General features: G+C 64.4%; 21 protein-coding genes. 7 read left to right on the top strand and 14 right to left on the bottom strand.

Going from position 1 to position 21364, the window contains the following annotated elements; all coding sequences use genetic code 11:
- The 4 genes from ACIPHM_RS23875 to rpsL form a co-directional block, all read right to left on the bottom strand.
- Nucleotides 1–89: GTP-binding protein (locus ACIPHM_RS23875; RefSeq protein WP_038059333.1), on the bottom strand; the 89-nt coding region annotated here is incomplete at its 3' end.
- An 81-nt stretch (nt 90–170) separates the two neighbouring features.
- Nucleotides 171–2273, bottom strand: coding sequence for an elongation factor G (gene fusA / locus ACIPHM_RS23870; RefSeq protein WP_400333966.1), 2103 nt, complete (start codon nt 2271–2273; stop codon nt 171–173).
- Nucleotides 2274–2390: 117 nt separating this feature from the next.
- Nucleotides 2391–2861 (bottom strand): 30S ribosomal protein S7, encoded by a 471-nt coding sequence (rpsG, locus tag ACIPHM_RS23865; protein WP_400333963.1) that lies wholly within the window; start codon nt 2859–2861, stop codon nt 2391–2393.
- 126 nt (nt 2862–2987) lie between these two features.
- Nucleotides 2988–3362 carry a 30S ribosomal protein S12 gene (rpsL, locus tag ACIPHM_RS23860; RefSeq protein WP_400333960.1) on the bottom strand — a complete coding sequence of 125 codons (375 nt, stop codon included), beginning with the start codon at nt 3360–3362 and terminating at the stop codon, nt 2988–2990.
- A gap of 426 nt (nt 3363–3788) precedes the next feature.
- On the opposite strand from rpsL, the gene ACIPHM_RS23855 reads away from it, so the two are divergent.
- From ACIPHM_RS23855 to ACIPHM_RS23845, 3 genes are all read left to right on the top strand, one after another.
- Complete coding sequence (locus ACIPHM_RS23855; RefSeq protein WP_400333957.1) at nt 3789–5183, top strand: PLP-dependent aminotransferase family protein; 1395 nt, start codon at nt 3789–3791, stop codon at nt 5181–5183.
- A gap of 137 nt (nt 5184–5320) precedes the next feature.
- Entirely contained in the window at nt 5321–6553 is a 1233-nt protein-coding gene (locus tag ACIPHM_RS23850; RefSeq protein ID WP_400333954.1) for a hypothetical protein, read from the top strand.
- Between the two features lie 312 nt (nt 6554–6865).
- The gene (locus tag ACIPHM_RS23845) at nt 6866–7588 is read left to right on the top strand and encodes an HAD family hydrolase (RefSeq protein WP_400333951.1); all 723 of its coding nucleotides are present in this window, start codon (nt 6866–6868) and stop codon (nt 7586–7588) included.
- On the opposite strand, the gene ACIPHM_RS23840 is transcribed toward ACIPHM_RS23845, so the two are convergent.
- Together ACIPHM_RS23840 and ACIPHM_RS23835 are read right to left on the bottom strand one after the other, a co-directional pair.
- A complete protein-coding gene (locus ACIPHM_RS23840; protein ID WP_400333949.1) occupies nt 7536–8327 on the bottom strand; it encodes an AraC family transcriptional regulator in 792 nt (263 codons plus the stop codon). The two genes, ACIPHM_RS23845 and ACIPHM_RS23840, sit on opposite strands and share 53 nt — an antisense overlap.
- A gap of 120 nt (nt 8328–8447) precedes the next feature.
- Nucleotides 8448–8846: a CopD family protein gene (locus tag ACIPHM_RS23835; RefSeq protein WP_400333946.1), complete on the bottom strand. Its 399-nt coding sequence runs from the start codon at nt 8844–8846 to the stop codon at nt 8448–8450.
- A gap of 152 nt (nt 8847–8998) precedes the next feature.
- Here ACIPHM_RS23835 and ACIPHM_RS23830 point away from each other — a divergent pair, with 152 nt between their 5' ends.
- Entirely contained in the window at nt 8999–9307 is a 309-nt protein-coding gene (locus tag ACIPHM_RS23830; RefSeq protein ID WP_400333944.1) for a DUF4148 domain-containing protein, read from the top strand.
- 315 nt (nt 9308–9622) lie between these two features.
- Here ACIPHM_RS23830 and ACIPHM_RS23825 read toward each other — a convergent pair whose 3' ends face one another.
- Nucleotides 9623–10333 carry a dienelactone hydrolase family protein gene (locus tag ACIPHM_RS23825; protein WP_400333941.1) on the bottom strand — a complete coding sequence of 237 codons (711 nt, stop codon included), beginning with the start codon at nt 10331–10333 and terminating at the stop codon, nt 9623–9625.
- Nucleotides 10334–10760: 427 nt separating this feature from the next.
- Between ACIPHM_RS23825 and ACIPHM_RS23820 the strand changes: the two genes are divergently transcribed.
- Nucleotides 10761–11261 carry a hypothetical protein gene (locus tag ACIPHM_RS23820; protein ID WP_400333938.1) on the top strand — a complete coding sequence of 167 codons (501 nt, stop codon included), beginning with the start codon at nt 10761–10763 and terminating at the stop codon, nt 11259–11261.
- A gap of 198 nt (nt 11262–11459) precedes the next feature.
- Here the strand turns inward: ACIPHM_RS23820 and ACIPHM_RS23815 are convergent, their stop codons facing one another.
- Entirely contained in the window at nt 11460–12392 is a 933-nt protein-coding gene (locus tag ACIPHM_RS23815; RefSeq protein ID WP_400333935.1) for a LysR family transcriptional regulator, read from the bottom strand.
- Nucleotides 12393–12516: 124 nt separating this feature from the next.
- On the opposite strand from ACIPHM_RS23815, the gene ACIPHM_RS23810 reads away from it, so the two are divergent.
- Both ACIPHM_RS23810 and ACIPHM_RS23805 read left to right on the top strand, forming a co-directional pair.
- A complete protein-coding gene (locus ACIPHM_RS23810; RefSeq protein ID WP_400333932.1) occupies nt 12517–13716 on the top strand; it encodes an aromatic amino acid transaminase in 1200 nt (399 codons plus the stop codon).
- Nucleotides 13717–13795: 79 nt separating this feature from the next.
- Entirely contained in the window at nt 13796–15082 is a 1287-nt protein-coding gene (locus ACIPHM_RS23805) for an MFS transporter (protein WP_400333926.1), read from the top strand.
- 139 nt (nt 15083–15221) lie between these two features.
- On the opposite strand, the gene ACIPHM_RS23800 is transcribed toward ACIPHM_RS23805, so the two are convergent.
- The 6 genes from ACIPHM_RS23800 to hpaH all read right to left on the bottom strand — a co-directional run bounded on the left by ACIPHM_RS23800 (nt 15222) and on the right by hpaH (nt 21350).
- Nucleotides 15222–16211, bottom strand: coding sequence for a 2-dehydropantoate 2-reductase (locus tag ACIPHM_RS23800; RefSeq protein WP_400333923.1), 990 nt, complete (start codon nt 16209–16211; stop codon nt 15222–15224).
- A complete protein-coding gene (locus ACIPHM_RS23795; RefSeq protein WP_400333920.1) occupies nt 16208–17176 on the bottom strand; it encodes a fumarylacetoacetate hydrolase family protein in 969 nt (322 codons plus the stop codon). Before ACIPHM_RS23795 ends, ACIPHM_RS23800 begins: the two co-directional genes overlap by 4 nt.
- Nucleotides 17177–17188: 12 nt before the next feature.
- Nucleotides 17189–18052: an extradiol ring-cleavage dioxygenase gene (locus ACIPHM_RS23790; protein WP_400333917.1), complete on the bottom strand. Its 864-nt coding sequence runs from the start codon at nt 18050–18052 to the stop codon at nt 17189–17191.
- 50 nt (nt 18053–18102) lie between these two features.
- Entirely contained in the window at nt 18103–19578 is a 1476-nt protein-coding gene (locus ACIPHM_RS23785; protein ID WP_400333914.1) for an aldehyde dehydrogenase family protein, read from the bottom strand.
- Between the two features lie 119 nt (nt 19579–19697).
- On the bottom strand, nt 19698–20483 hold the full coding sequence (hpaI, locus tag ACIPHM_RS23780; RefSeq protein WP_400333911.1) for a 4-hydroxy-2-oxoheptanedioate aldolase: 786 nt from the start codon (nt 20481–20483) through the stop codon (nt 19698–19700).
- Between the two features lie 57 nt (nt 20484–20540).
- A complete protein-coding gene (hpaH, locus tag ACIPHM_RS23775) occupies nt 20541–21350 on the bottom strand; it encodes a 2-oxo-hept-4-ene-1,7-dioate hydratase (protein WP_400333908.1) in 810 nt (269 codons plus the stop codon).
- Between the last annotated feature and the right edge of the window lie 14 nt (nt 21351–21364).

The raw sequence follows: 21364 nt of genomic DNA, 5'->3' as shown, positions 1-21364 counted from the left end.
GCCGTCAGGGTGGTCTTGCCATGGTCAACGTGACCGATGGTGCCGACGTTCACGTGCGGCTTAGTCCGCTCGAATTTTTCCTTTGCCATTTCCGAATCCTCAGATACTGAATAGACGATTAACAGTGAGATGGGCGCTGCACCGCATGATGCAGGCGCCCTTCAATTCAATTACTTGCTCTTGGCGCTGATGATGGCTTCGCTCACGTTCTTCGGAGCTTCAGCGTAGTGCTTGAACTCCATCGTGTACGTGGCGCGGCCTTGCGTGGCCGAACGCAGCGCAGTCGAGTAGCCGAACATTTCCGACAGCGGAACTTCAGCGCGCACGATCTTGCCGCCGCCGACCATGTCGTCCATGCCCTGGATAATCCCGCGACGGCTCGACAAGTCGCCCATCACGTTACCCATATAGTCTTCCGGCGTTTCCACTTCCACGGCCATCATCGGCTCGAGAATGACCGGGCTGGCGCGACGCATGGCTTCCTTGAAAGCCATCGAACCGGCCATGCGGAACGCGTTTTCGTTCGAGTCCACATCGTGGTACGAACCGAACGTCAGGTGAACCGTGACGTCGACCACCGGGAAGCCGGCGAGAACACCGCTCTTGAGGGTGTCTTGAATACCCTTGTCAACGGCCGGGATGTATTCACGCGGAATAACACCACCCTTGATCTCGTCGAGGAACTTGTAGCCCGCGCCTTGCTCGCTCGGCTCAAGCGTAATGACAGCGTGACCGAACTGGCCGCGACCGCCCGACTGCTTGACGAACTTGCCTTCGACGTCCGCAGCCGACTTGCGAATGGTTTCGCGGTAGGCAACTTGCGGTGCGCCGATGTTGGCTTCCACGCCGAATTCGCGCTTCATACGGTCAACCAGAATTTCGAGGTGGAGCTCGCCCATACCCGAAATGATGGTTTGACCCGATTCTTCATCGGTTTGCACGCGGAACGACGGATCTTCCTGAGCCAGGCGGTTCAGGGCGAGGCCCATCTTTTCCTGGTCAGCCTTGGTCTTCGGCTCGACAGCCTGCGAAATCACCGGCTCCGGGAACACCATGCGCTCGAGCACGATCGGTGCGGACGGATCGCACAGCGTGTCACCCGTCGTTGCATCCTTCAGGCCCACAGCTGCGGCGATGTCGCCAGCGCGCACTTCGTCGATTTCTTCACGCTGGTTCGCGTGCATCTGCACGATACGGCCCAGACGTTCCTTCTTGCCCTTGACCGAGTTCAGCAGCGTGTCGCCCTTGTTCACGACGCCCGAGTAGACGCGGAAGAAGATCAACTGGCCAACGAACGGGTCCGTCATGATCTTGAACGCCAGCGACGAGAACTTCTCGTCGTCCGAAGCCTTACGCTCGACCGGCTGTTCCTTCTCGTCCGTACCCTTGACCGGCGGAATGTCGACCGGCGACGGCAGGAAGTCGATCACGGCGTCCAGCATACGCTGCACGCCCTTGTTCTTGAACGCGGTACCGCACAGCATCGGCTGGATTTCGCAAGCGATGGTACGCAGACGAATGCCTTCGATGATGTCAGCCTCGGGGAGGTCGCCCTCTTCGAGGTACTTGTTCATCATCTCTTCGCTCGACTCGGCAGCGGCCTCGACCATGCTTTCGCGCCACTTTTGGGCTTCAGCTTGCAGCTCGACCGGAATGTCGACGTAGTCGAACTTCATGCCTTGCGACGCTTCGTCCCAAATGATCGCCTTCATCTTGATGAGGTCGACCACGCCCTTGAAGTTTTCTTCAGCGCCGATCGGCACCACCACGGGCACCGGGTTTGCCTTCAGGCGGTTCTTCAGCTGGTCGTAGACCTTGAAGAAGTTCGCGCCGGTACGGTCCATCTTGTTGACGAACGCCAGACGCGGCACGCCGTACTTGTTGGCCTGACGCCAAACGGTTTCCGACTGGGGCTGCACGCCACCCACGGCGCAATACACCATGCAGGCGCCATCGAGAACACGCATCGAGCGCTCGACTTCAATCGTGAAGTCGACGTGACCCGGGGTGTCGATGATGTTGATGCGGTGCTTTTGATAGTTGTTGGCCATGCCGGACCAGAAGCAGGTCGTGGCAGCCGACGTAATCGTAATGCCACGCTCTTGTTCCTGCTCCATCCAGTCCATCGTCGCCGCGCCATCGTGCACTTCACCGATTTTGTGGTTCACACCGGTGTAGAACAGAATGCGCTCGGTCGTCGTGGTTTTACCTGCGTCGATGTGAGCGCTAATACCGATGTTGCGGTAGCGCTCGATAGGGGTTGTACGAGCCACTTTAAGCCTCTTTCAGTGTAGCCGCCGTTTTTGAAGGGGCTACTAACACAAACGGGCGAGGCGCAATTTCTCATGCGCACCCGCCCCGGTTTCTGCTTTAGGTACTGCCTGCCTGCGTCAGAAGCGGAAGTGCGAGAATGCCTTGTTGGCTTCAGCCATGCGGTGAACTTCGTCACGCTTCTTCATGGCGCCGCCACGGCCTTCCGAGGCCTCGATCAACTCACCTGCCAGACGCAGGGCCATCGACTTCTCGCTACGCTTTTTCGCGGCCTCACGCAACCAACGCATCGCCAATGCCATACGACGCGACGGACGCACTTCGACCGGAACCTGATAGTTTGCACCGCCAACGCGGCGGCTCTTGACTTCTACCACCGGCTTCACGTTGCCGAGAGCTGTGCTGAAGACTTCCAGCGGATCCTTGCCCGCCTTGGTTTGGATCTGCTCGAAAGCACCATAAACGATGCGCTCTGCCACCGACTTCTTGCCGGCAAGCATAATCACGTTCATGAATTTAGCGACTTCAACGTTGCCGAACTTCGGATCGGGCAACACTTCGCGCTTGGGGACTTCGCGACGACGCGGCATGATTTCTTCCTTAATTGATTCAGTTGGAGCTGGGCTCCAGGCCACCTACTAGCCACTTTTGGGCCGAGTGACCACTTACTCAGTGACGATGTACCACCATCACCGAACGTATATCCGCTCAGCCGCTTAGGCCTTCGGACGCTTCGCGCCGTACTTCGAACGGGCCTGCTTACGGTCCTTGACGCCTTGCGTGTCGAGGCTACCGCGCACCATGTGGTAACGCACACCCGGCAAGTCCTTCACACGACCGCCGCGAATCAGCACGACCGAGTGTTCCTGCAGGTTGTGGCCTTCACCACCGATGTACGAAATGACTTCGAAACCGTTCGTCAGGCGCACCTTGGCAACCTTACGCAGAGCGGAGTTCGGCTTCTTCGGCGTCGTCGTGTACACACGGGTGCACACACCGCGACGCTGCGGGCAGTCCTGCAGGGCCGGGCTCTTGCTCTTGATTTGAGCAGAGGCGCGCGGCTTGCGGACCAATTGGTTAATCGTTGGCATTGTGATTTCCTAAACGTGTCAAAAGCATGAAAGCCAAGGCGGGCCGTCATGCGACTTTATTGCGCACTCCCCGATATCTCTTGCGGATTGTCCGCATCTAAGCGCTTGATGCATAAGCACTTTGCATTAGGCACGGCCATACCGCCGGAAAAACCGGAGCCTGCGACTATACCTGTGTGCTGTGCAAGTGTCAACGCACTCTCGCGCAAATTCGTGCGGTAAGTCGTTGATTGTTAACGGTCATAGGGGTCATAGGGGTCATGCCGGGTCCAAGCCGGGCTCAAACCGAATGCAACCCGGCCCCATGCACCGCCTCAAGGTCCGCCCCCCTCTCAAATTCAAGCCTTGCGACGCTCATGTATGCAAACTACACTGCATGCATCGCGTATTTTCGCATAAATATCCATACATACTACCGACATCGCTATGGACACCTCCCACGACACCCTGCGCGCTACCTTCTGGAAACCGGCTCTCACCGTGGGCAAGGGTCCACGTTATCTGCGTCTTGCGAGCTTCATCGAGCAGTCCGTGGCCGACGGCCGTCTGCGTCCGGGCGACCGACTGCCCGCACAGCGCGAGCTCGCGTCGTGGTTGGGCATCGATTTCACGACCGTCACACGCGCGTACAACCGGGCGCGCGACCGTCACACCATCGAGGGACGCGGCCCGCTCGGCACCTTCGTGAGCACGCCGCGGGTGGCGCTCGATCAGGTGCTCGATCTAGGCATGAACATTCCGCCCGCACCGGCCGGCCAGTTCCTCGGCGAGCTCTTGCAAAAGGGCATCGACGAGGTGCTCCGCCATACGGACGCCTCCATGCTCATGGCCTACCAACTGGGTGACGGAGGGGTTGCGGACCGGCAGGCCGGTGCGCTCTGGCTCACGCCGATGCTCGGGCATCTCGATCCGGCGGACGTACTCGTCTGCCCGGGCGCGCAGGCCACGCTGGCCGCGTTGCTTCTGACGGACACCGCCCGCGACGAGACCGTGCTGTGCGAGCCGATCGTCTACCCGGGCCTGCGCAGCGCGGCCCGCTCACTCGGGCGGCAGTTGGAGCGTGTCGCCGCCGATGGCGACGGCATGCTGCCCGACGCTCTGGCCGCCGCCGCGAGACAGCATCGTGCGCGCCTCGTCTATCTGAACCCGACGCTCCAGAATCCGACCGCCCGCACCATGCCCGAGCGCCGCCGCCACGAGTTGCTCGCGGTCGCCGAAAAACTCGATCTGACGCTGATCGAAGACGACCCGTACTGGCGTCTCGCACCGAACGCCCCGCCGCCGCTCGCACGTCTCGCACCGCATCGGGTGCATTACGTGGCCACGCTGTCGAAATGCCTCACTCCGGGCCTGCGCACCGCCTATGTCCGTCTGGCAGATGGGCGTCAGCGCGACACCTTCCTCAGCACCCTGCACTCGTTCGCGCTCATGGCGCCCCCGCTGATGACGGGGCTCGCGACCCAATGGATTCACGACGGCACGGCCGACCGCATCATGGACGGCGTGAAGGAAGCCGCGGCACAGCGTCAGGCCATCGCCGCCGACATTCTGGGCGACGGCCACGCCGCGCCCGCTCAGGGCATTCACCTCTGGCATGCGCTGCCCGCGCCGTGGACCGCCCGCGAGTTAACGATGGCCGCGCGCGCCGAAGGGCTCGCCGTCACCCCCGCCGACGCCTTTTGCCTCACGCACGATGCCCCCAACGCCATCCGCATTTCGCTGGGTGGCGTGCGCGACCCCGAACGTCTGGCCAGCGCGCTCAAGCGCCTCAGATCGCTGCTGCGCGAAGCGCCGCCGAGCCTGCGCGCCGCCGTCGTCTGAACGTGAAGTGAGTACAGGGGCTCGTCGCGAAACCAAACGCCGGCGCCCCGATACGACAACCTGAATTCTCGCAGCGGGAATACTCCGGTCCACCACGGGAAAACACCCGTGACCTCAACCGGAGTGACAAGACAACGATGTACCTATCTCTTGGAGAATGGTTAACGGCCGCCCTGGCCTTCACGAACGGATTGACGCCGCCGGATATGTATGTTCACGAAATGTCGACGACGCTCACGCGTGTCACCTCCGTGCCCATCCATGACAACGCCATCACGATCCCCCCGCAAGACCTGGCATCCTCCCACACCCACACGGCCTTCGACTGGTCACGCCCGCCCGTCACGCGCGCGCGCGTCTTCGCCGAACGACTGACGGACGTGCGGCCGGTATGCGTAGTCGGCAGCCGCGACGACCGCGAGAATTGTCTGCTCGATCTTCCGGCAGACGCCCGCACGCACGTGAGCGCAAGCCGTCTGATGCTCTCGGGTTGCGAGTCGTCGCTGCCCGCCCCGCTGCGCGCGTTGCTCACGCAGGAAGGCCGTAACGCCAGCGCACTGGAGCGCACATTTTCCGAGACCTTCGCCGCGGAATCGCGGGGCCAGTTTTCGGTGTCGGCGCTGGAGCGCCGCCTGACCGAACGGTTGCGCGAGTTGTCGCCCGCCATGCGGCGTCTGGTGAGCAGAACCGACGCCTATATCGAAATACCGCAACTTACGTTCTTTCGTTTGATCACCAGCGAACGGGAAGCTCGCCGTCACGGCATTCGCGTGCCGTCCCCCGACCCGAATCTCCGGCTCCACTCGGGAGATCCGGAGGTCCGCGACGCCATGCTCGGCGCCTACATTCGCATTCCCTTCCAGGGCTGGACCCATACCGTGCTGGTTTCGCTGGCGTCGCCGCTCACGATCGAGCCGATCCGGCAGAACTCGCGGGCGCACGCCAAGGCGCATCGGCACCAGATGTTCGGAGACGTTCCCGAGTATTTTGAGACGACGAACTTGCGCATGCGTGCCATCCCGCGAGGCGAGAACCTTATGCGTACGCTCGCGGAGCATCTGCACGAGGGGCATCAGCACTATCGCGAATTCGCCTATGGCGCGACCCGGGAGATGCTCACCCTCACACCGCACTCGCATATCCGGCAACGGGCCTGCCAGGCGTTCCCCCGGGATCGCCCGCCAGTCGTGACCAGGGAAAGCGTGCCGAGAGGACTTCCGGCCCAGGCCGCCGCCGCCCCGGCAGCCCCGACGCGTGGCGCGTCAGGACAAATCAACGCACCTACCGCTTCGGAAATGGCACAGGCGCTTGCCGAGCTCGAACGCCTGGATCAACACTACCGGTCGCAGTCACGCCCCCGGTTCGGTTAATCCAGACGAATCCGGACTGACCCGAGCGGCCCCGAACGAACCCGGCCCTGATCCGCTCGGCGCGATCCCGCCGCCGCGCCCCGGCGCAGCGGCAATTCGTCGAATGCCACGAGGGCCGGGCGTCAAGCTATCAAAACCGGCAGCATTTTCTGTCGCGTCCGGCGTAGCTACTGTCACTCGACACGTTTTTTTCGACGCCGCGAATTCGTACACTCCCACAATTCGGCGGCTGGATTTTCCGCCGGCGGCACCGATTGCACGTTTTGCCCCTGTTACCCCCCGCTTCGCCCTGACACGAGTCCACTATCCACCATGCAGGCAAGTTTCGAGAAAGACAGCATTCTGGTGCTCGATGTCGACGGCACGCTCACCGATTCGGTGCGCATCCATCAGCGCGCGCTGCTCGGCGCCATGGAGTCGCTGGAGTTCGACGATCTGAACACCGACTGGGGCAGCTATCCCCATCACACCGACACCGGCATTCTGATTCACGCCCACGCCGAAAACGGACGCGCCCTGCCGCAGCCGCACGATCTGGCGCGTTTCGAGCACGAAATCGACGAGCGCTTCACCGCCCTGCTCAACGCACACGGTCTGGCCGAGATTCCCGGTGCACGCGCCTTCGTCGAGGCGGCGCACCGCTCGCGCTGGGGCGTGGTCTTCGCCACCGGCGGCATTCGTCAGGTCAGCCACCGCAAGCTGCGCTCGGTCGCGATCGATTACACCGACGCCATGCTCATCACGGCATCCGAATACAGTTCGCGGGATCAGTTGGTTGCCGAGGCGATCAAGCGAGCGCAGGCGGGCTACGGCATCACGCGGCCGCGCGCCATTGTCTCGATAGGGGATGGCATGTGGGATCTGAAGGTCGCGCGTCAGTTGGGCATCGATTTCGTGGGCATCGGCTCGAAGCGTCAGCGCTCGCCCTTGCATGACGAAGGCGTCCCGGTCTACGACGACATGTGGGACGCCATGCACTGGCTCAATCCGGGCCGCGGGCGCGCGTCAGGTATTCGCTTGGCGTCACGCCCATAAAACGGCGGAACATGGTGGAAAACGCGCTCGGGGTGTCGTAACCGACTTCGAGCGCCACCTGCGTGATGGGGCGCCCCGCGCCCAGCAGCGGCAGCGCACCGAGCAGCCGCATGTGCTGACGCCACTCCCGGAACGGCAAACCGAACTCCGTCATGAAACGCCGCTCCAGCGTGCGACTCGACGCCCCGACCTCGACCGCCCAGTCCTGAAGACTGCGCGTATCGGCCGGCGTGCTCAGATAAGTGTCGAAGATCTTGCGCAGACGCGCGTCGCGCGGCACCTGCAAATGCAGCGGCGAGTCGCTCTTCCACTCGACTTCCTCGAGCAGCAACGCGATCACGAGCGCGTCCTTGCCATGCGGCGACCAATCGGCGGGCAGCGTCATCGCACGCAGAATCAGCTCGCGCAGGAGTGCCGAGACACGAATGACCACGGGCGTGTCGGGCGCCGTCATCGCGCATCGCTCAACATCGACATAGATCGTGCGCATCTCGACTTTGCCGCGCATACGTACTTCATGCGTGACATTTGCCGGAATCCACAACGCGCGTTGCGGCGGTATTACCCAGAACGAAGTATCAGTGCGCACTTCGAGTATGCCGACACTCGCATACATCAACTGCGCGCGACGATGGCAGTGCGCGCGTACCACATGACCATCCGGGTAATCTTTCGCCAACGCGCCGACGGGGCGGTCATGAGCCTGAAACTCCAGGGGTAACGCACTGGTGATCGGCATTGGGACCAGGCCTTTCAAAGGCGAAATTGGGACGTGTATGGCGATGCCGCCAGCGTAACACCGGCCACACACCCATACCAAGCCGAATCCCTTACCGCCGCGTTGCGAGTCCCGCGCCGCTCAGAACGGCTTGACGATCACCAGCGCGACAATGACAGCCATCGACAGCATCGTGATGGGCAGGGCTCGCCCGAACAGCGCCGGCGGGTTCGTGCGCCCGTCGCGCTCCAGACGCCGCAGCGTTGCAGACAACCGTCCATGCAACGCGGAGACGACGATCACGAAGACCAGCTTGGCCATGAGCCACGGGGCATGCCACCAGTTCGCCATGATGGCAAGCGCCGGCCCCGTGATCCAGACCACGATCAGCGCAGGCGAGGCCAGCCCGTAATCCGCCCGGCGCGCAATACGACGCCATTCTGGCTGCGCCAGACGCCCGCCCAGCGCCATCGTCACCATCCCGGCAATGAACGTGATCACCGCAATCAGATGAACGGCCTTGATCCACAGATAGAGCATCGGGGGTCTCCTTGGGGTGTCGAGCGATTATTTCTTTATGAGCAATAGTTGCTTGTCATTACTCGTCTTTATCATCCATATGCGCATCAATAAACTTCAACTGTCGACGATGAATAACACATCGCCTCTTTCAAAAGACAGGAGAAAACATCATGAAGCGCACGCTTATTACCTCGGCTCTGGTTTCTGCAATGCTGGCTGTGTCGGCCGGCTCGGCCTTCGCCAGCGACGCGTTCGACGGTCCCTCGGAATTCTCGTGGGTGCCCCAAACCAGCGCCCTGAGCCGTGCCCAGGTTCGCGAGGAACTGGTGCAAGCCCAGCAAGCCGGTCTCGTGGTGCAACACGATTCCGTGTACCCGAAGGCCGCGCCCAGTGCACAGCCGGCAACGGCCAGCGCCGCGATCACGGTGGGTTCGGTTGGCGGCCTGCAACGCGCCGGCACCACGTACTTCGGTTCGTAATGTAACTCGCCGCGCCGCGCACCTCTCGTTCGACGAGGGGCCGCGGCGCGGCGCGCGTTCTGCGCATAACGACGCACCGGGGGCATCCGGTGCCCAGCGTGTTCTCCGGTCTTCCCCGACCCAAGACTCCTGTCGCTGTGCGTAGCGGGTTCGACGCACAGGACTTTGCCCGTCGCTCCGGCGACGGGCTTTTTTAGCGGGGAAGCGCTCGCTAGCCGACACCTCCCGCGCAAACGAAGAAGCCCGCCGAAGCGGGCTTCTCTGCTATGCGTCTCACGCGCGTGTCTTGCGAGAACGGTGTGACGATGGCGTGGCTTACTTGGCGAACGACTTCGCGAGGAACTCGAGCGCGCGGCCATGGGCCAGGGCGGCCGACGGCTGATGGTACGAACCGCGCGACCAGCAATTGAAGCCGTGGTCGGCGTCCGGGTACACGAACACTTCGGTGTTCGGACGCGACTTCACGGCCTCGCTCACCTGCGTGACGATATCCGGCGTGATGTGCGAATCGAGGGCACCGTAGTGGAATTGCGTCGGCACGTTCAGATTGGCCGCTTCGTTCAGATAGTTGTGAATCCCGCCACCGTAGTACGGCACGGCGGCGTCAACCAGCCCGCGCGCGGCGCTCAGGTACGACAGAAGACCGCCGAAGCAATAGCCGACGGCGGCCACCTTCGACCCGGCATCGAGCTTGCCGCGCAGTGCCTTCACCGTCGCTTCGATATCCTTCACGGCTTTCTCGACGTCGACCGACTTGCGCAGTGCCATTGCGCGAGCCATGTCGTCGCCGGCGTAGCCGAGTTCGACGCGCGGGGCGGCACGCCAGAAGATGTCCGGCGCGAGCACCACGTAGCCGTCCATCGCGTATTGATCGGCCACGCCACGAATGTGTTCGTTCACGCCGAAGATTTCCTGCACCAGCACGACGCCCTGGGCGTTCGCCGTCTTACCCGTGGGCGGCAATGCCAGATAGGCATCGAAGGCGCCATCCACGGTTTCGACACGGATCCATTGACTGTTCGACACGGAAGTTGCTCCATCAAAAAAAGGGGGAAATGCCTGCGTCCCGGCATCATTCCTCGCCCGTGGGAACAGGGCGCGGCCATCGAACCCGGTCGGACGCAGTGAGGCCGGATCAGTATAGGCACTTTTGCGCCGACGCACAGCGCGCGCCAAAGCCCGCCGGACAAGGCCGGACGGCACGTCATGACGCACGTGTCGCCGCAAAGTCGCGCCGCATCGTGTCGTCCCGCGTCACAAACGCCGTCCATCGTTTCGACGGTCGAACCCGAACGAGGGCAGAACGGGCCGAATCGACCCGGTCGCCCTCCCCACCCGCAAGCAGCGCCCCCCGCCTTACACGTCGTTACGGCCCCCCGCCCCATTGACCGATGCACGTTACGCTTGCCCCGTCGTTCGATATTTCAGTGAACGAATTCGATACGGAGTCCATATGATAAAGATGTCCATGCGCCAGGCCGCGAGCGGACTTGCGCTGATGCTCGCATTGACGGCCACCGGCGCGGCCAACATGAGCGCCACGGCAGCCACCCCCGCCGATACCCTGCCGCCCGCGCGAGCGCAAAGCGCAATGCCAGCCGGTGAGATGCCGTCCCCGCCGGGCATGGGTGCGCACTTCGACGGCGCCGGCCCACGCGGTCCGGGGGGCCCAGGCGCGCCGGGCGGCCACCACGGCCCCGGTTTCGCCGCCGTTCGCACCATCGAAGAAATCGCGCATCTCTATCGCGTTGGCGGTCATCCCGAGAACGTATTGCCGTTCTATCGCGAGACGCTCACACAAACGCGCGACCCGATGTTGCGCCACCATCTGCGTGAAGCGATTGCCCGCGAAGAACTGAAGCCCGCCGACACCACGGCGGCCATTGCCACGTTGCGCGCGCAACTAAGCGAGGATCTCGCGGCGCTGCCGTCGCCCGATGCCAAGCGTCGCTGAGGGGTGATGCATCCCCTGTGCCCGGCGACATCCCCCCTCGACCCCCGTGCATCGCCGGGCGCCCCCGCCCAAACCGCCGAACGCGCCACCACGTCGACCGTACCGTTGGTCAAGTCACGCGCGTCGTTGCGCGCGCCCGACGGCTGTCTCGCCCGCGGCCTTGCGCCGAGTGCAGCATTTCCCGCCCATCGAGCCGGCTCACGCCTGCGCCGTCGCCATGATCTTCTCGTTCCACTGCGGCAGCCATTCCAGCAGGAATTGCGCGAACCCTTCGGCCGCAGGCGACGCGGCCCGCGAGAGCGGGCGATACACACAGACCTGACGAATCGTCTCGGGCGCGACGACACGGCGCATGACCAAGCCGAACGGATGCGCGAGCGCCGCCACATAACCCGGCGTGAGCGTGGCCGCCAGTCCTTGTGACGCGACGCCGAGTGCCGTCGTCACGTTATCGACGACGTCGATGGTCGTGATGCGCGCATCCGGCGGTGCGGACAAGCGCATTTGCGCGACGCTGCGCTCGTGATCGCGTCCGGCGGCAACGAGTGGCGTGTCGCGCAGATCCGTCCAGCGCACCCGACGGCGACGCGCGAGCGCATGCTCCGGCGCACACCACAACACCCACGGACTATCGAACGCGGGCGCACCGGCCACATGCGCTCCCGTCGCGCGATTGGGGCCGATAGCGATATCGAGATCGCCGTTCGCGACATGATCGATGAGCGCATCGACGGGGGTGTCGACCACGCGCACGACCACCTTCGGGCGCAACGTCGCGTACTCGCGAATCGCCGCGGGCAACGCCATGCTCGCGAGCACCAGCGGCGCCCCTACACGCACAATGCCGGCGGCCCGGTTACGCAGATCGTCGGCGGTTTTTTCGGCGGCCTGCACGTGGCGCAGCACCGACTCTGCCGAGGCCAGGAAATCGCGTCCGGCGCTGGAGAGCGCCACGCGCCGCGTCGTACGGTCGAAGATACGAAAACCGAGCACCGATTCGAGCTCGGCGACGAGCTGACTCACAGCGGACGACGTGAGCCCGAGGCGATTTCCGGCCTCAGCGAAGCTGTGCAGTTCGGCGATGGCCACCAGCGCTTCGAACTGGCGGAGCGTGACGCGGGTCAGGGGCATGGCGTGTCGATTATCAAGTTTCGCTTACGAATGGACCAGAATCGATTGATTGTTCCGTAAAGGGGCGTCGCCCACAATCGATTTTCAAAATTCCCATTCGACTATCGAGACGGAGCGAGACCCCATGTTTTCCCACGTCGACGCCTATCCCGGCGACCCCATCCTCAGCCTGAACGAAGCCTTCGGGCACGATCCGCGCCAGCACAAAGTCAATCTGTCGATCGGCATCTACTTCGACGACGACGGCCGTCTGCCGGTCATGCAGGCCGTACGCGAGGCCGAGTCGGCCGTACTCTCGGACATCGGCCCCCGCCCCTATTTGCCGATGGCGGGCACGCCGGCCTACCGCGACGCCGTGCAGGCGCTCGTCTTCGGTGAGGACAGCGCCGCGCGTCGCGAGCAACGCATCGCCACTTTGCAGACGCTCGGCGGCGGTGGCGCATTGCGCGTGGGTGCGGACTTTCTGAAGCGCTATTTCCCGCAGAGCACCGTCTGGATCAGCGACCCGAGCTGGGACAACCATCGCGTGGTGTTCGAGAGCGCGGGGTTTGCAGTGCAGTCCTACCCGTACTACGACGACGCCACCGGCGGTCTGCGCTTCGACGCCATGATCGAGACACTGGCCGCGCTACCGCCGCACAGCATCGTGCTGCTGCATGCGTGTTGTCACAACCCGACCGGCGTCGATCTCTCGCAGGCGCAATGGCAGGCGCTCGTGCCCGTCATGCGCGAGCGTGGCCTGATCGCCTTCGTCGACATGGCCTATCAGGGCTTCGGTGACGGTCTCGACGCCGACGCCTTCGCCGTTCGTGCCCTCACCGAAGCGGGCGTGCCGACGGTCGTCGCCAACTCGTTCTCGAAGAACTTCTCCCTCTACGGCGAGCGTTGCGGCGCGTTGTCCGTGGTCTGTGCCACGGCGGACGAAGCGTCACGCGTTTTCGGCCAACTGACGGGCACGGTGCGCGCGAACTACAGCAATCCGCCCACCCACGGCGCGCGGCTCGTCGCCCAGGTGCTCACAACGCCCTCGCTGCGCCGCGCGTGGGAAACCGAGCTCGACGGCATGCGCACGCGCATTGCGTCGATGCGCACGCAGATTCACGCGCGTCTGACACCGCATGTGAGCGGCGAGAAGCTGTCGCGTTACGTCGCACAGCGCGGGATGTTCACGTACACGGGCCTCTCGGCCACGCAGGCCGACACGCTGCGCGAGACACACGGCGTCTATCTGCTGCGCTCGGGACGCATGTGCGTCGCGGGTCTGAATACGCGCAACGTCGACACCGTCGCGCACGCCATCGCGCAGGTGCTGACGCAGCGTTGACCGGGCAATAGCACGGCGCCGCATGCCGCCGCAAAACACATAACCACATGCTCGACACATAACAACGACTGGAGACAACATGAACACTGCCATGGCCGCCGGCGCCCGCATCGAACGGGACGCCTCCTCACACACCTGGCGCGCGGTGATATCGGCGTCCATCGGAAACGCGCTCGAATGGTTCGATCTCGTCGTGTATGGCTTTTTCGCCGTCACGATTGCGAAGCTGTTCTTCCCCGCGCACGACGACACGACCTCGCTGCTGCTCACGCTCGGCACCTTCGGGGTGTCGTTCTTCATGCGACCGCTCGGCGCCATCGTGATCGGCGTGTACGCGGATCGCCGGGGGCGTCGGGAAGCCCTGACCCTGACCATTCTGTTGATGATGGTGGGCACCGCGATCATCGCCTTCATGCCGACATATGAAACCATTGGCGTTCTGGCGCCGATGGGCATCGTGCTGGCGCGCATGATCCAGGGCTTCTCGGCGGGTGGCGAGTTCGGCAGCGCGACGGCGTTTCTGGCCGAACATGCGCCGCAGCGGCGCGGCTTCTTCGCGAGCTTTCAGGTGGCGAGCCAGGGGCTGACGACGCTGCTGGCCGCGGGCTTCGGCGCGGTGCTCACAAGCACGCTCTCGCCGGAGCAGATGCAAAGCTGGGGCTGGCGCGTGCCGTTCGTGTTCGGCCTGCTGATCGGACCGGTGGCGTATTACATCCGCCGTCATGTGAGCGAGACGCCGGAATTTCTGGAGGCCGAGCCGACGCAAACGCCGTTGCGCGACACGTTTGAGCATCAGAAGATGCGTCTGCTGCTGGCCGTCGGCGCGGTCGTGGTTGCAACCGTCTCGACGTACCTCGTGCTGTACATGCCGACGTACGCGATCAAGCAACTGGGGCTGCCTGCGTCGGTGGCATTTGCGGCAACGGTCGCCACGGGGATCGTGCAGATGTTCCTGTCGCCGCTCGTGGGCGCGTGGTCCGATCGGGTGGGACGCGCGAAGCCGATGATGATCGCGGCGGCCTTATTGCTGGTATCGATCTGGCCGATGTTCTGGCTGCTGTCGACGCACCCGAGCTTCGGCATGATGCTCGCGTTGCAAACGTTATTGGGCGTGCTGATGACGATCTACTTCGCGCCGCTGCCGGCACTGGCGTCGGAGATCTTCCCGGTGAAGACACGCACGACCGGCTTGTCGCTGTCGTACAACCTGTCGGTGACGTTCTTCGGCGGTTTCGCGCCCTTTATCCTGACGTGGCTGATCAACGCGACGGGCAGCAAACTGGCCCCGAGCTTCTACATGATGGCCGCCGCTGCCGTAGGTCTCGTCGCGCTGCGTCAGGTGTACCGGCACACTGGCGTGCGCTGAGCATCCACCGCGCTCTGAAAATAGCAGCAAAAAAAGGGACACCGTGAATGAAGTGCCCGCAAGGGTTGGATCTATGTCCAGCGCTTGCGGGTCAGTTCGGAAATGCAGTGCCCCTTTTCCAGTTCCCGCGACGACGAGCTTACTGTGGGTATAACCCATGCACCCGCCCGAACAGGCGGGTCAGGCCAAGCAGGGCGTCGATGTTGGGGGTGGGGACAGACACGCGCTGGCCGATCTCGCGCACCACGCTTACCAGCGCGTCGAGCTCGATGGGACGGTTGGCTTCCATGTCCTGCAGCATCGACGTCTTGAACGCCCCCAGCTTCGCCGTCACCTGATGACGGTCTTCCGGCGACTGGTCGATGGTGCAGCCGATCTTCGCTCCGATGTCCGCCGCCTCGCGCATCGCCGCCGAGCAGAACGCCCGCACCAGCGGATCGTCGAGCAGACGGTCGATGGTCGCGCCCGTGAGCGCCGACACCGGGTTCATCGTCAGATTGCCCCAGAGCTTGTACCAGATGTCCAGGCGCACATTTTCCGACGCCTTCACCTCGAACCCCGCACGCGCAAGCAAGCCCGCGAGCCGCTGCACGCGCTCGCTGCTGCCGCCGCCCGGCTCACCGACGATCAGCCCGCGTCCCATCTTGTGATCGACCAGCCCCGGCTCCGATGTCGATGCGCTCGCATGCACCACGCAACCGATCACGTTCTCCAGAGGAATCGCCGCGCCGATTGCGCCATCCGGATCGACGCTCGTCAACGCCGCCTCGCCAAACGGCGCCACGCCCTTGCAGAACCACCACGGCACGCCATTCATCGCAGGCAGCACGAGCGTGTGCGGACCGAGCAACGGCACCACCGACGCCGCGACCTGCGCAAGCGCCGGCCCCTTCACCGCGATGACGACCAAGTCCTGAACGCCGAGCTTCGCCGCGTCTTCCAGCGGATGCGCGGCGGCCACGGGCGCGCTAGCCAGCGTCTCGCCCTGCGTCACACGCCAGCCACGCGCGCGCAGCGCTGCGAGCGTCGCCCCGCGCGCGAGCGCACTCACCTGCGCCTCACCCGTTGCGGCCAGCCGCTGACCGATCAGGCCACCGATGGCGCCCGCGCCAATGATCGTCACCTTCATTCTTTCACTCCTGTTGTCTCCTGCCGATGTGCCGCGAGCCGATAGTTTTCCTTGAATCGCTCCGGCACACGCTCGTCAAAACCCAGCGCCACACGGCGCACTTCAGGACTGTCGCCCGGCGCATGCCCCACGCCGAGCGCCGCCGCCCGTGGCGCGTCGATCTGCACGACCCGCCCCGACAACCGCCCCAGTCCGGTGATCTCGCACTCCACCAGATCGCCCGCATCGACCGAGCGCGAATGGCATGGCGTGCCCATCAGGATCACATCGCCCGGCACCAGCGTGATGTGGCGCGCGATGTCCGCGATCACGTAATGCGGTCCCCAGATCGTCTCGTCGCCGATATGCGCCTCCTGCACGACGCGTCCGTTGCGATAGGTCCGCAACGTCTGCTCGAACAGATTCACACCGCGCACGATACCCGGCCCGATAGGCAGCAACGTGTCCGCCCCCTTCACACGCAACATCGATCCCTGATCGGTGTCGCGAAAATCCTGCAATCCCATATCCAGCGCGGGACAGAAACCCTCGATGTAATCCCACGCCTCGTCGGGCAGCACGTTGCGGCAAGTGCGCCCGATCACGACCGCATACTCGCTCTCGTAATTCAGATAGCGGCAGTCCGCCGGCTTGAGAATCTGGCCGCCGTGGCCGTTGAGCGACGTGGGCGGCTTGGTGAAGTACGTCGGCGTATCGGTCGGCTTGGGCTTGTTGCGCGTCTCCATGCTACGCGAGCGATAGGAGATGTGCACGGCGATGATCTTCGACGGATCGACCGGCGGCAGATGCGTGAGCGCCTGCGGATCGACGCAGCGTCCGTCGTCGAGCCGCAGCATGCCCTGCTCGCTCCCCGCTTCGACAACGGTGCCCCAGAACGCGCTCCCGCCCAGCAGAATGCGACGGCGCTCGACACGCGGCCCGCGCATCACGGCAGGCAATTCACGCAACGGAAATTCGAAGTCCATGGTCTCTCCTCGTCAGAGGGTGTCGAACCAGATGTGCACGTTGCCCGTGCCGCGCGCGTTCTCGTAATCGGAGAGCACCGTGCCCGCGCTACGGCATTCGGCACCGCCCAGCGCGCCCACCATCTGGAGATAGTGCGCGCCGTGCGCCTCCCACGGACGCTTGCGATAGTCCGTATCCCAGTCCGCCAGAATCCGGTCGTGACGCCCCTCGCGAAACGCCTCGATGGCGCGCTTGTCGCTCTCGATATTCTCCGGTCGCGACACGTTGCTCTCGTGAAAGATGCGCGGATGATTGGGCTTCCAGTCGATGCCGTTGAACTTGTGACTCAACGCGCCCGACGCAAGCATCACCACCCGCAGATCGCTGCGGCGAATCGCCTCGCCGATCACTTCGCCCGATTGCAGGAAGTGCTGCGTCTCGCAGTTCTGGCACGAACTGACCGTCACGATCGGCCATGCGTCGAGCCGCATCTGCTTGATGACGTTGATCGTCGGGTAATGCCGCGGCAGATCGGGATGCTGCACCGCCCGGGCCCGCACGCCGCGCTCACGCGCCACGCCGTCGACGGCGAGCGCCAGCGCCGGATGCCCGCGATAGTCGTACGGCACGCCATGCAGATACCACGGCATTTCATCCGAGATGTACATGCCCGAGTAATGCGCCCCGCCGTCGATCAGGTGATAGCCGGTAGTGAACCAGTGCGAGTCGAAAATCATGACGACATCCGGCCGCACCGCCTCAATCCGCTCGCGCAGACGCGCGTAGCCGGGGATCAAATCCGAATCCGCGCCTGCGCCCTGCAACACGCGGAACTCCTCACATTGCATCAGGCCGGGGTGATGCGACACCAATGCCGCGCCGACGATCTGTCCCATGTTGCTCTCCTCTCATCCTGCTGTTTGGTTGGCGATGCCCATCGTCGGCATCAACGGTGACTGAAGCTGGCCTTGAACGGTTGCTTCGGAACGACGACATCCTTCACGTCGCAGAAAAATTCGAAGCTCCAGTCGCCGCCTTCGCGTCCGACGCCCGAGCGTTTGATGCCGCCGAACGGCGCGGCCAGATCGCGAATGCCGAAGCTGTTGATCCAGATGAACCCCGTGCGCACGTGCTGCGCCACGGCAATGGCGTGCGGCTCGTCGCCGTAGCAGACGCCGCCTAAGCCGTAGTCCGTGCCGTTGGCCATGGCGACGACTTCGTCGTCACTCGTGAACGTTTGCAACGTGAGCACCGGGCCGAAGACTTCCTGCTGCACGATTTCGTCGTGTTGATGCAGGCCGGCGATCAGCGTCGGCGCGAAGTACTGCGCGCCGAACGCGTGACGCGTGCCGCCCCATAGCACGCGGGCGCCGCCGGCCACGGCGCGCTCGACAAAGCCCTGCACGCGCTCAAGCTGGCGCATGTGAATGATCGGACCGACCTCGGTCGCGCCATCGCGCGGGTCGCCCACGACCAGACGCGCCACGACCTCGCGCAGCTTCTCGGTGAACGCAGGCGCCACGTCGGCATGCACGAGCACACGCGTGCCTGCCAGACACACTTGCCCGGCGTTGCGATACATCAGCGCAGCGGTCGCGGCGGCGGCGTCGAGATCGGCGTCCGCCAGCACGATGAAGGCCGACTTGCCGCCCAGTTCGAGACTGCAAGGCACGAGATTCGCGGCGGCCGTCTTCGCGATCCATTTGGCTGTGGCAACCGACCCGGTAAAGGAGATGCGCGCGAGCCGAGCGTCGCTCACGAGCGCCGCCCCTGTCACGGCACCTGCGCCCTGCAACAGGTTGAAGACGCCCGGCGGCAGCCCCGCTTCAAGCGCGCAATCGGAGAGCAGCGACGACGTCAGCGGCGCCCACTCAGGCGCTTTCAATACCACGGTGTTGCCCGATGCCAGCGCCGGCCCGACCTTCCACGTCGCGAGCATCAGCGGCGAATTCCATGGCGTGATGACGGCGACGACGCCCGCCGGGTCGTGACGCACGAGGTGCCGCGCCTGCGGCGTCTCGATTACCCGGTCCTGCAACGTCAGCGCGTGCTCGGCAAACCATGTGATGTTCTGCATGGCGCGCGGCACCACGCCGTGCGCCATGCGCGAGCGCAGCACGCCGGCGTCGACACTCTCCAGCGCGGCGAAGTCGTCAGCGCGGCGTCCGATGGCTTCGGCGAACCGCTGGAGATACGGCTGGCGCGCGGCCGCACTCAGCGCCGCCCATGCGGGAAACGCCCGCGCAGCAGATGTCACCGCCGCGTCGACGTGGGCCTGCGTACCGCTCGCGATATCGCCCAGAGGCGTCTGGTCGATGGGCGAAACGCACTCGAACGTCTCCTCGGACGCCACGCGACGGCCATCGATAAAGTGATCCGGCGAAACCGATACGCCGGCGACGTCAAAACGGGTAGCACTCATGCCATGTCTCTTTGGAAGTGTTTTCTGGGGGGAAGCCTGGGGACAGACATGCCCGAAGGTCTCGCACCGATCCGCAGGCATTCGTTCGATGCTCGCGGATCGGCCCGAATTGGCGTGAATCAGCGCGTCTCATCGCCGGGGGGCGCGAATTTCGCGGCGAGGGCACGGCTCGCGCTCGCGAGCAGCGTGGTGTCGATGCCTACGGCGACGAACGTCACGCCCAGATCGAGGTAATGGCGAGCGAGCGTCTCGTCCACGCACAGAATCCCGGCCGCCTTGCCCGCGCGGCGAATGCGCGCGATGCCTGCCTCGATGGCCTTGCGCACCTCCGGATGGGTCGCCTGACCGAGATGGCCCATCGAGGCCGCGAGATCGGCCGGCCCGATGAACACGCCGTGCACGCCATCGACGGCCGCGATCTCGTCGACCTGCGCCAGCGCGTCGGCCGTCTCCACTTGCACGAGCAGGCACGTCGTCTCGTTCGCGGCGTGCAGATAGTCTTCGTAGCGGTTCCAGCGCGACGAGCGCGCCAGTCCGCTGCCCACACCGCGTATGCCCTGCGGCGGGTAGCGCGTCGCGCTCGCCAACTCGCGCGCCATGGCGGCGGATTCGACCATCGGCACGAGCAATGTCGTCGCACCGATCTCCAGCACTTGCTTGATGAGCGCGGCGTCGCCATGGGGCAGACGCACGACCGGGTGCGTCGGATACGGCGCCACGGCTTGCAGTGTCGCGAGCATCGAGCACAGGTCGTTGGGCGCGTGCTCGCCGTCGATCACCAGCCAGTCGAAGCCGCTGCCGGCGCACAACTCCGCCGCATAAGGCGTGGCGAGCCCCATCCACAGACCGATCTGACGCTCGCCGCGCGCGAGCGCCTGCTTAAAGGAATTCGGGGGTGTTTTCATGACAGGGACTCCGGTGAATCAAACGCGCACGGATGCGGGCGGATGCTCAGGACACACTCAGACAAAGCGCACGCCAATGGCGCCGAGCGGGCCGTAGTCGGCGTGGAAGACGTCGCCGGCCGCGCAGGCCACCGGTCGCGTGAACGACCCGGCCAGTACGATCTCGCCCGCCTGCAAACCTTCGTCGAACGCCCCCAGCTTGTTCGCAAGCCACGCAATACCGTTGCCAGGGTGGTTCAGCACGGCCGCGCTCAGTCCCGACTCTTCGATCACCCCGTTGCGGTAAAGCAGCGCGCCCGCCCAGCGCAGATCGATGGCGTCCGGCTTGACGGGGCGTCCGCCGAGAATCACTGCCGCATTCGCGGCGTTGTCGGCAATCGTGTCGAAGACTTTGCGCGGCGCTTTCGTGTCGCGATCGAAAAGCTCGATACGCCCGTCGATCAGTTCGAGCGCGGGCGTCACCCAGGCGGTGGCGTCGAGCACGTCGAAGAGCGTGACGCCTGGCCCCTTGAGCGGCTTGGCGAGAATGAACGCCAGCTCCACTTCGAGACGCGGCACGATGAAGCGCGAGGCTTCGAGCGTCGCGCCATCGGCAACGAGCATGTCGTCGAGCAGCGTGCCGTGGTCGGGTTCGGTGATTTGCGCCGCCACCTGCATGGCGCGCGAGGTCAACCCGATCTTGTGACCGATCACGCGACGCCCCTGCGCGAACTTCAGCGCCAGCCACGCCTGCGAAATCGCGTAGCTGTCGGCAATCGTCATCTCGGGATAGCGGCGGGAAAACTGCATCACCGGCGTGCAGCTGCGTTCGGCGTCGTGCAGTTCGCGAGCCAGGGCCTGATGCGTCGAGGCGTCGAGCTTCGGCATGGGGTTGTCTCCAT

The sequence above is a fragment of the Pandoraea sp. NPDC087047 genome (assembly GCF_044745225.1).
In the GTDB taxonomy this organism is placed as follows: Bacteria; Pseudomonadota; Gammaproteobacteria; order Burkholderiales; family Burkholderiaceae; genus Pandoraea.
Note: the sequence above shows the minus strand (reverse complement) of the source record. Positions and strands in the feature narration are given on the sequence as shown.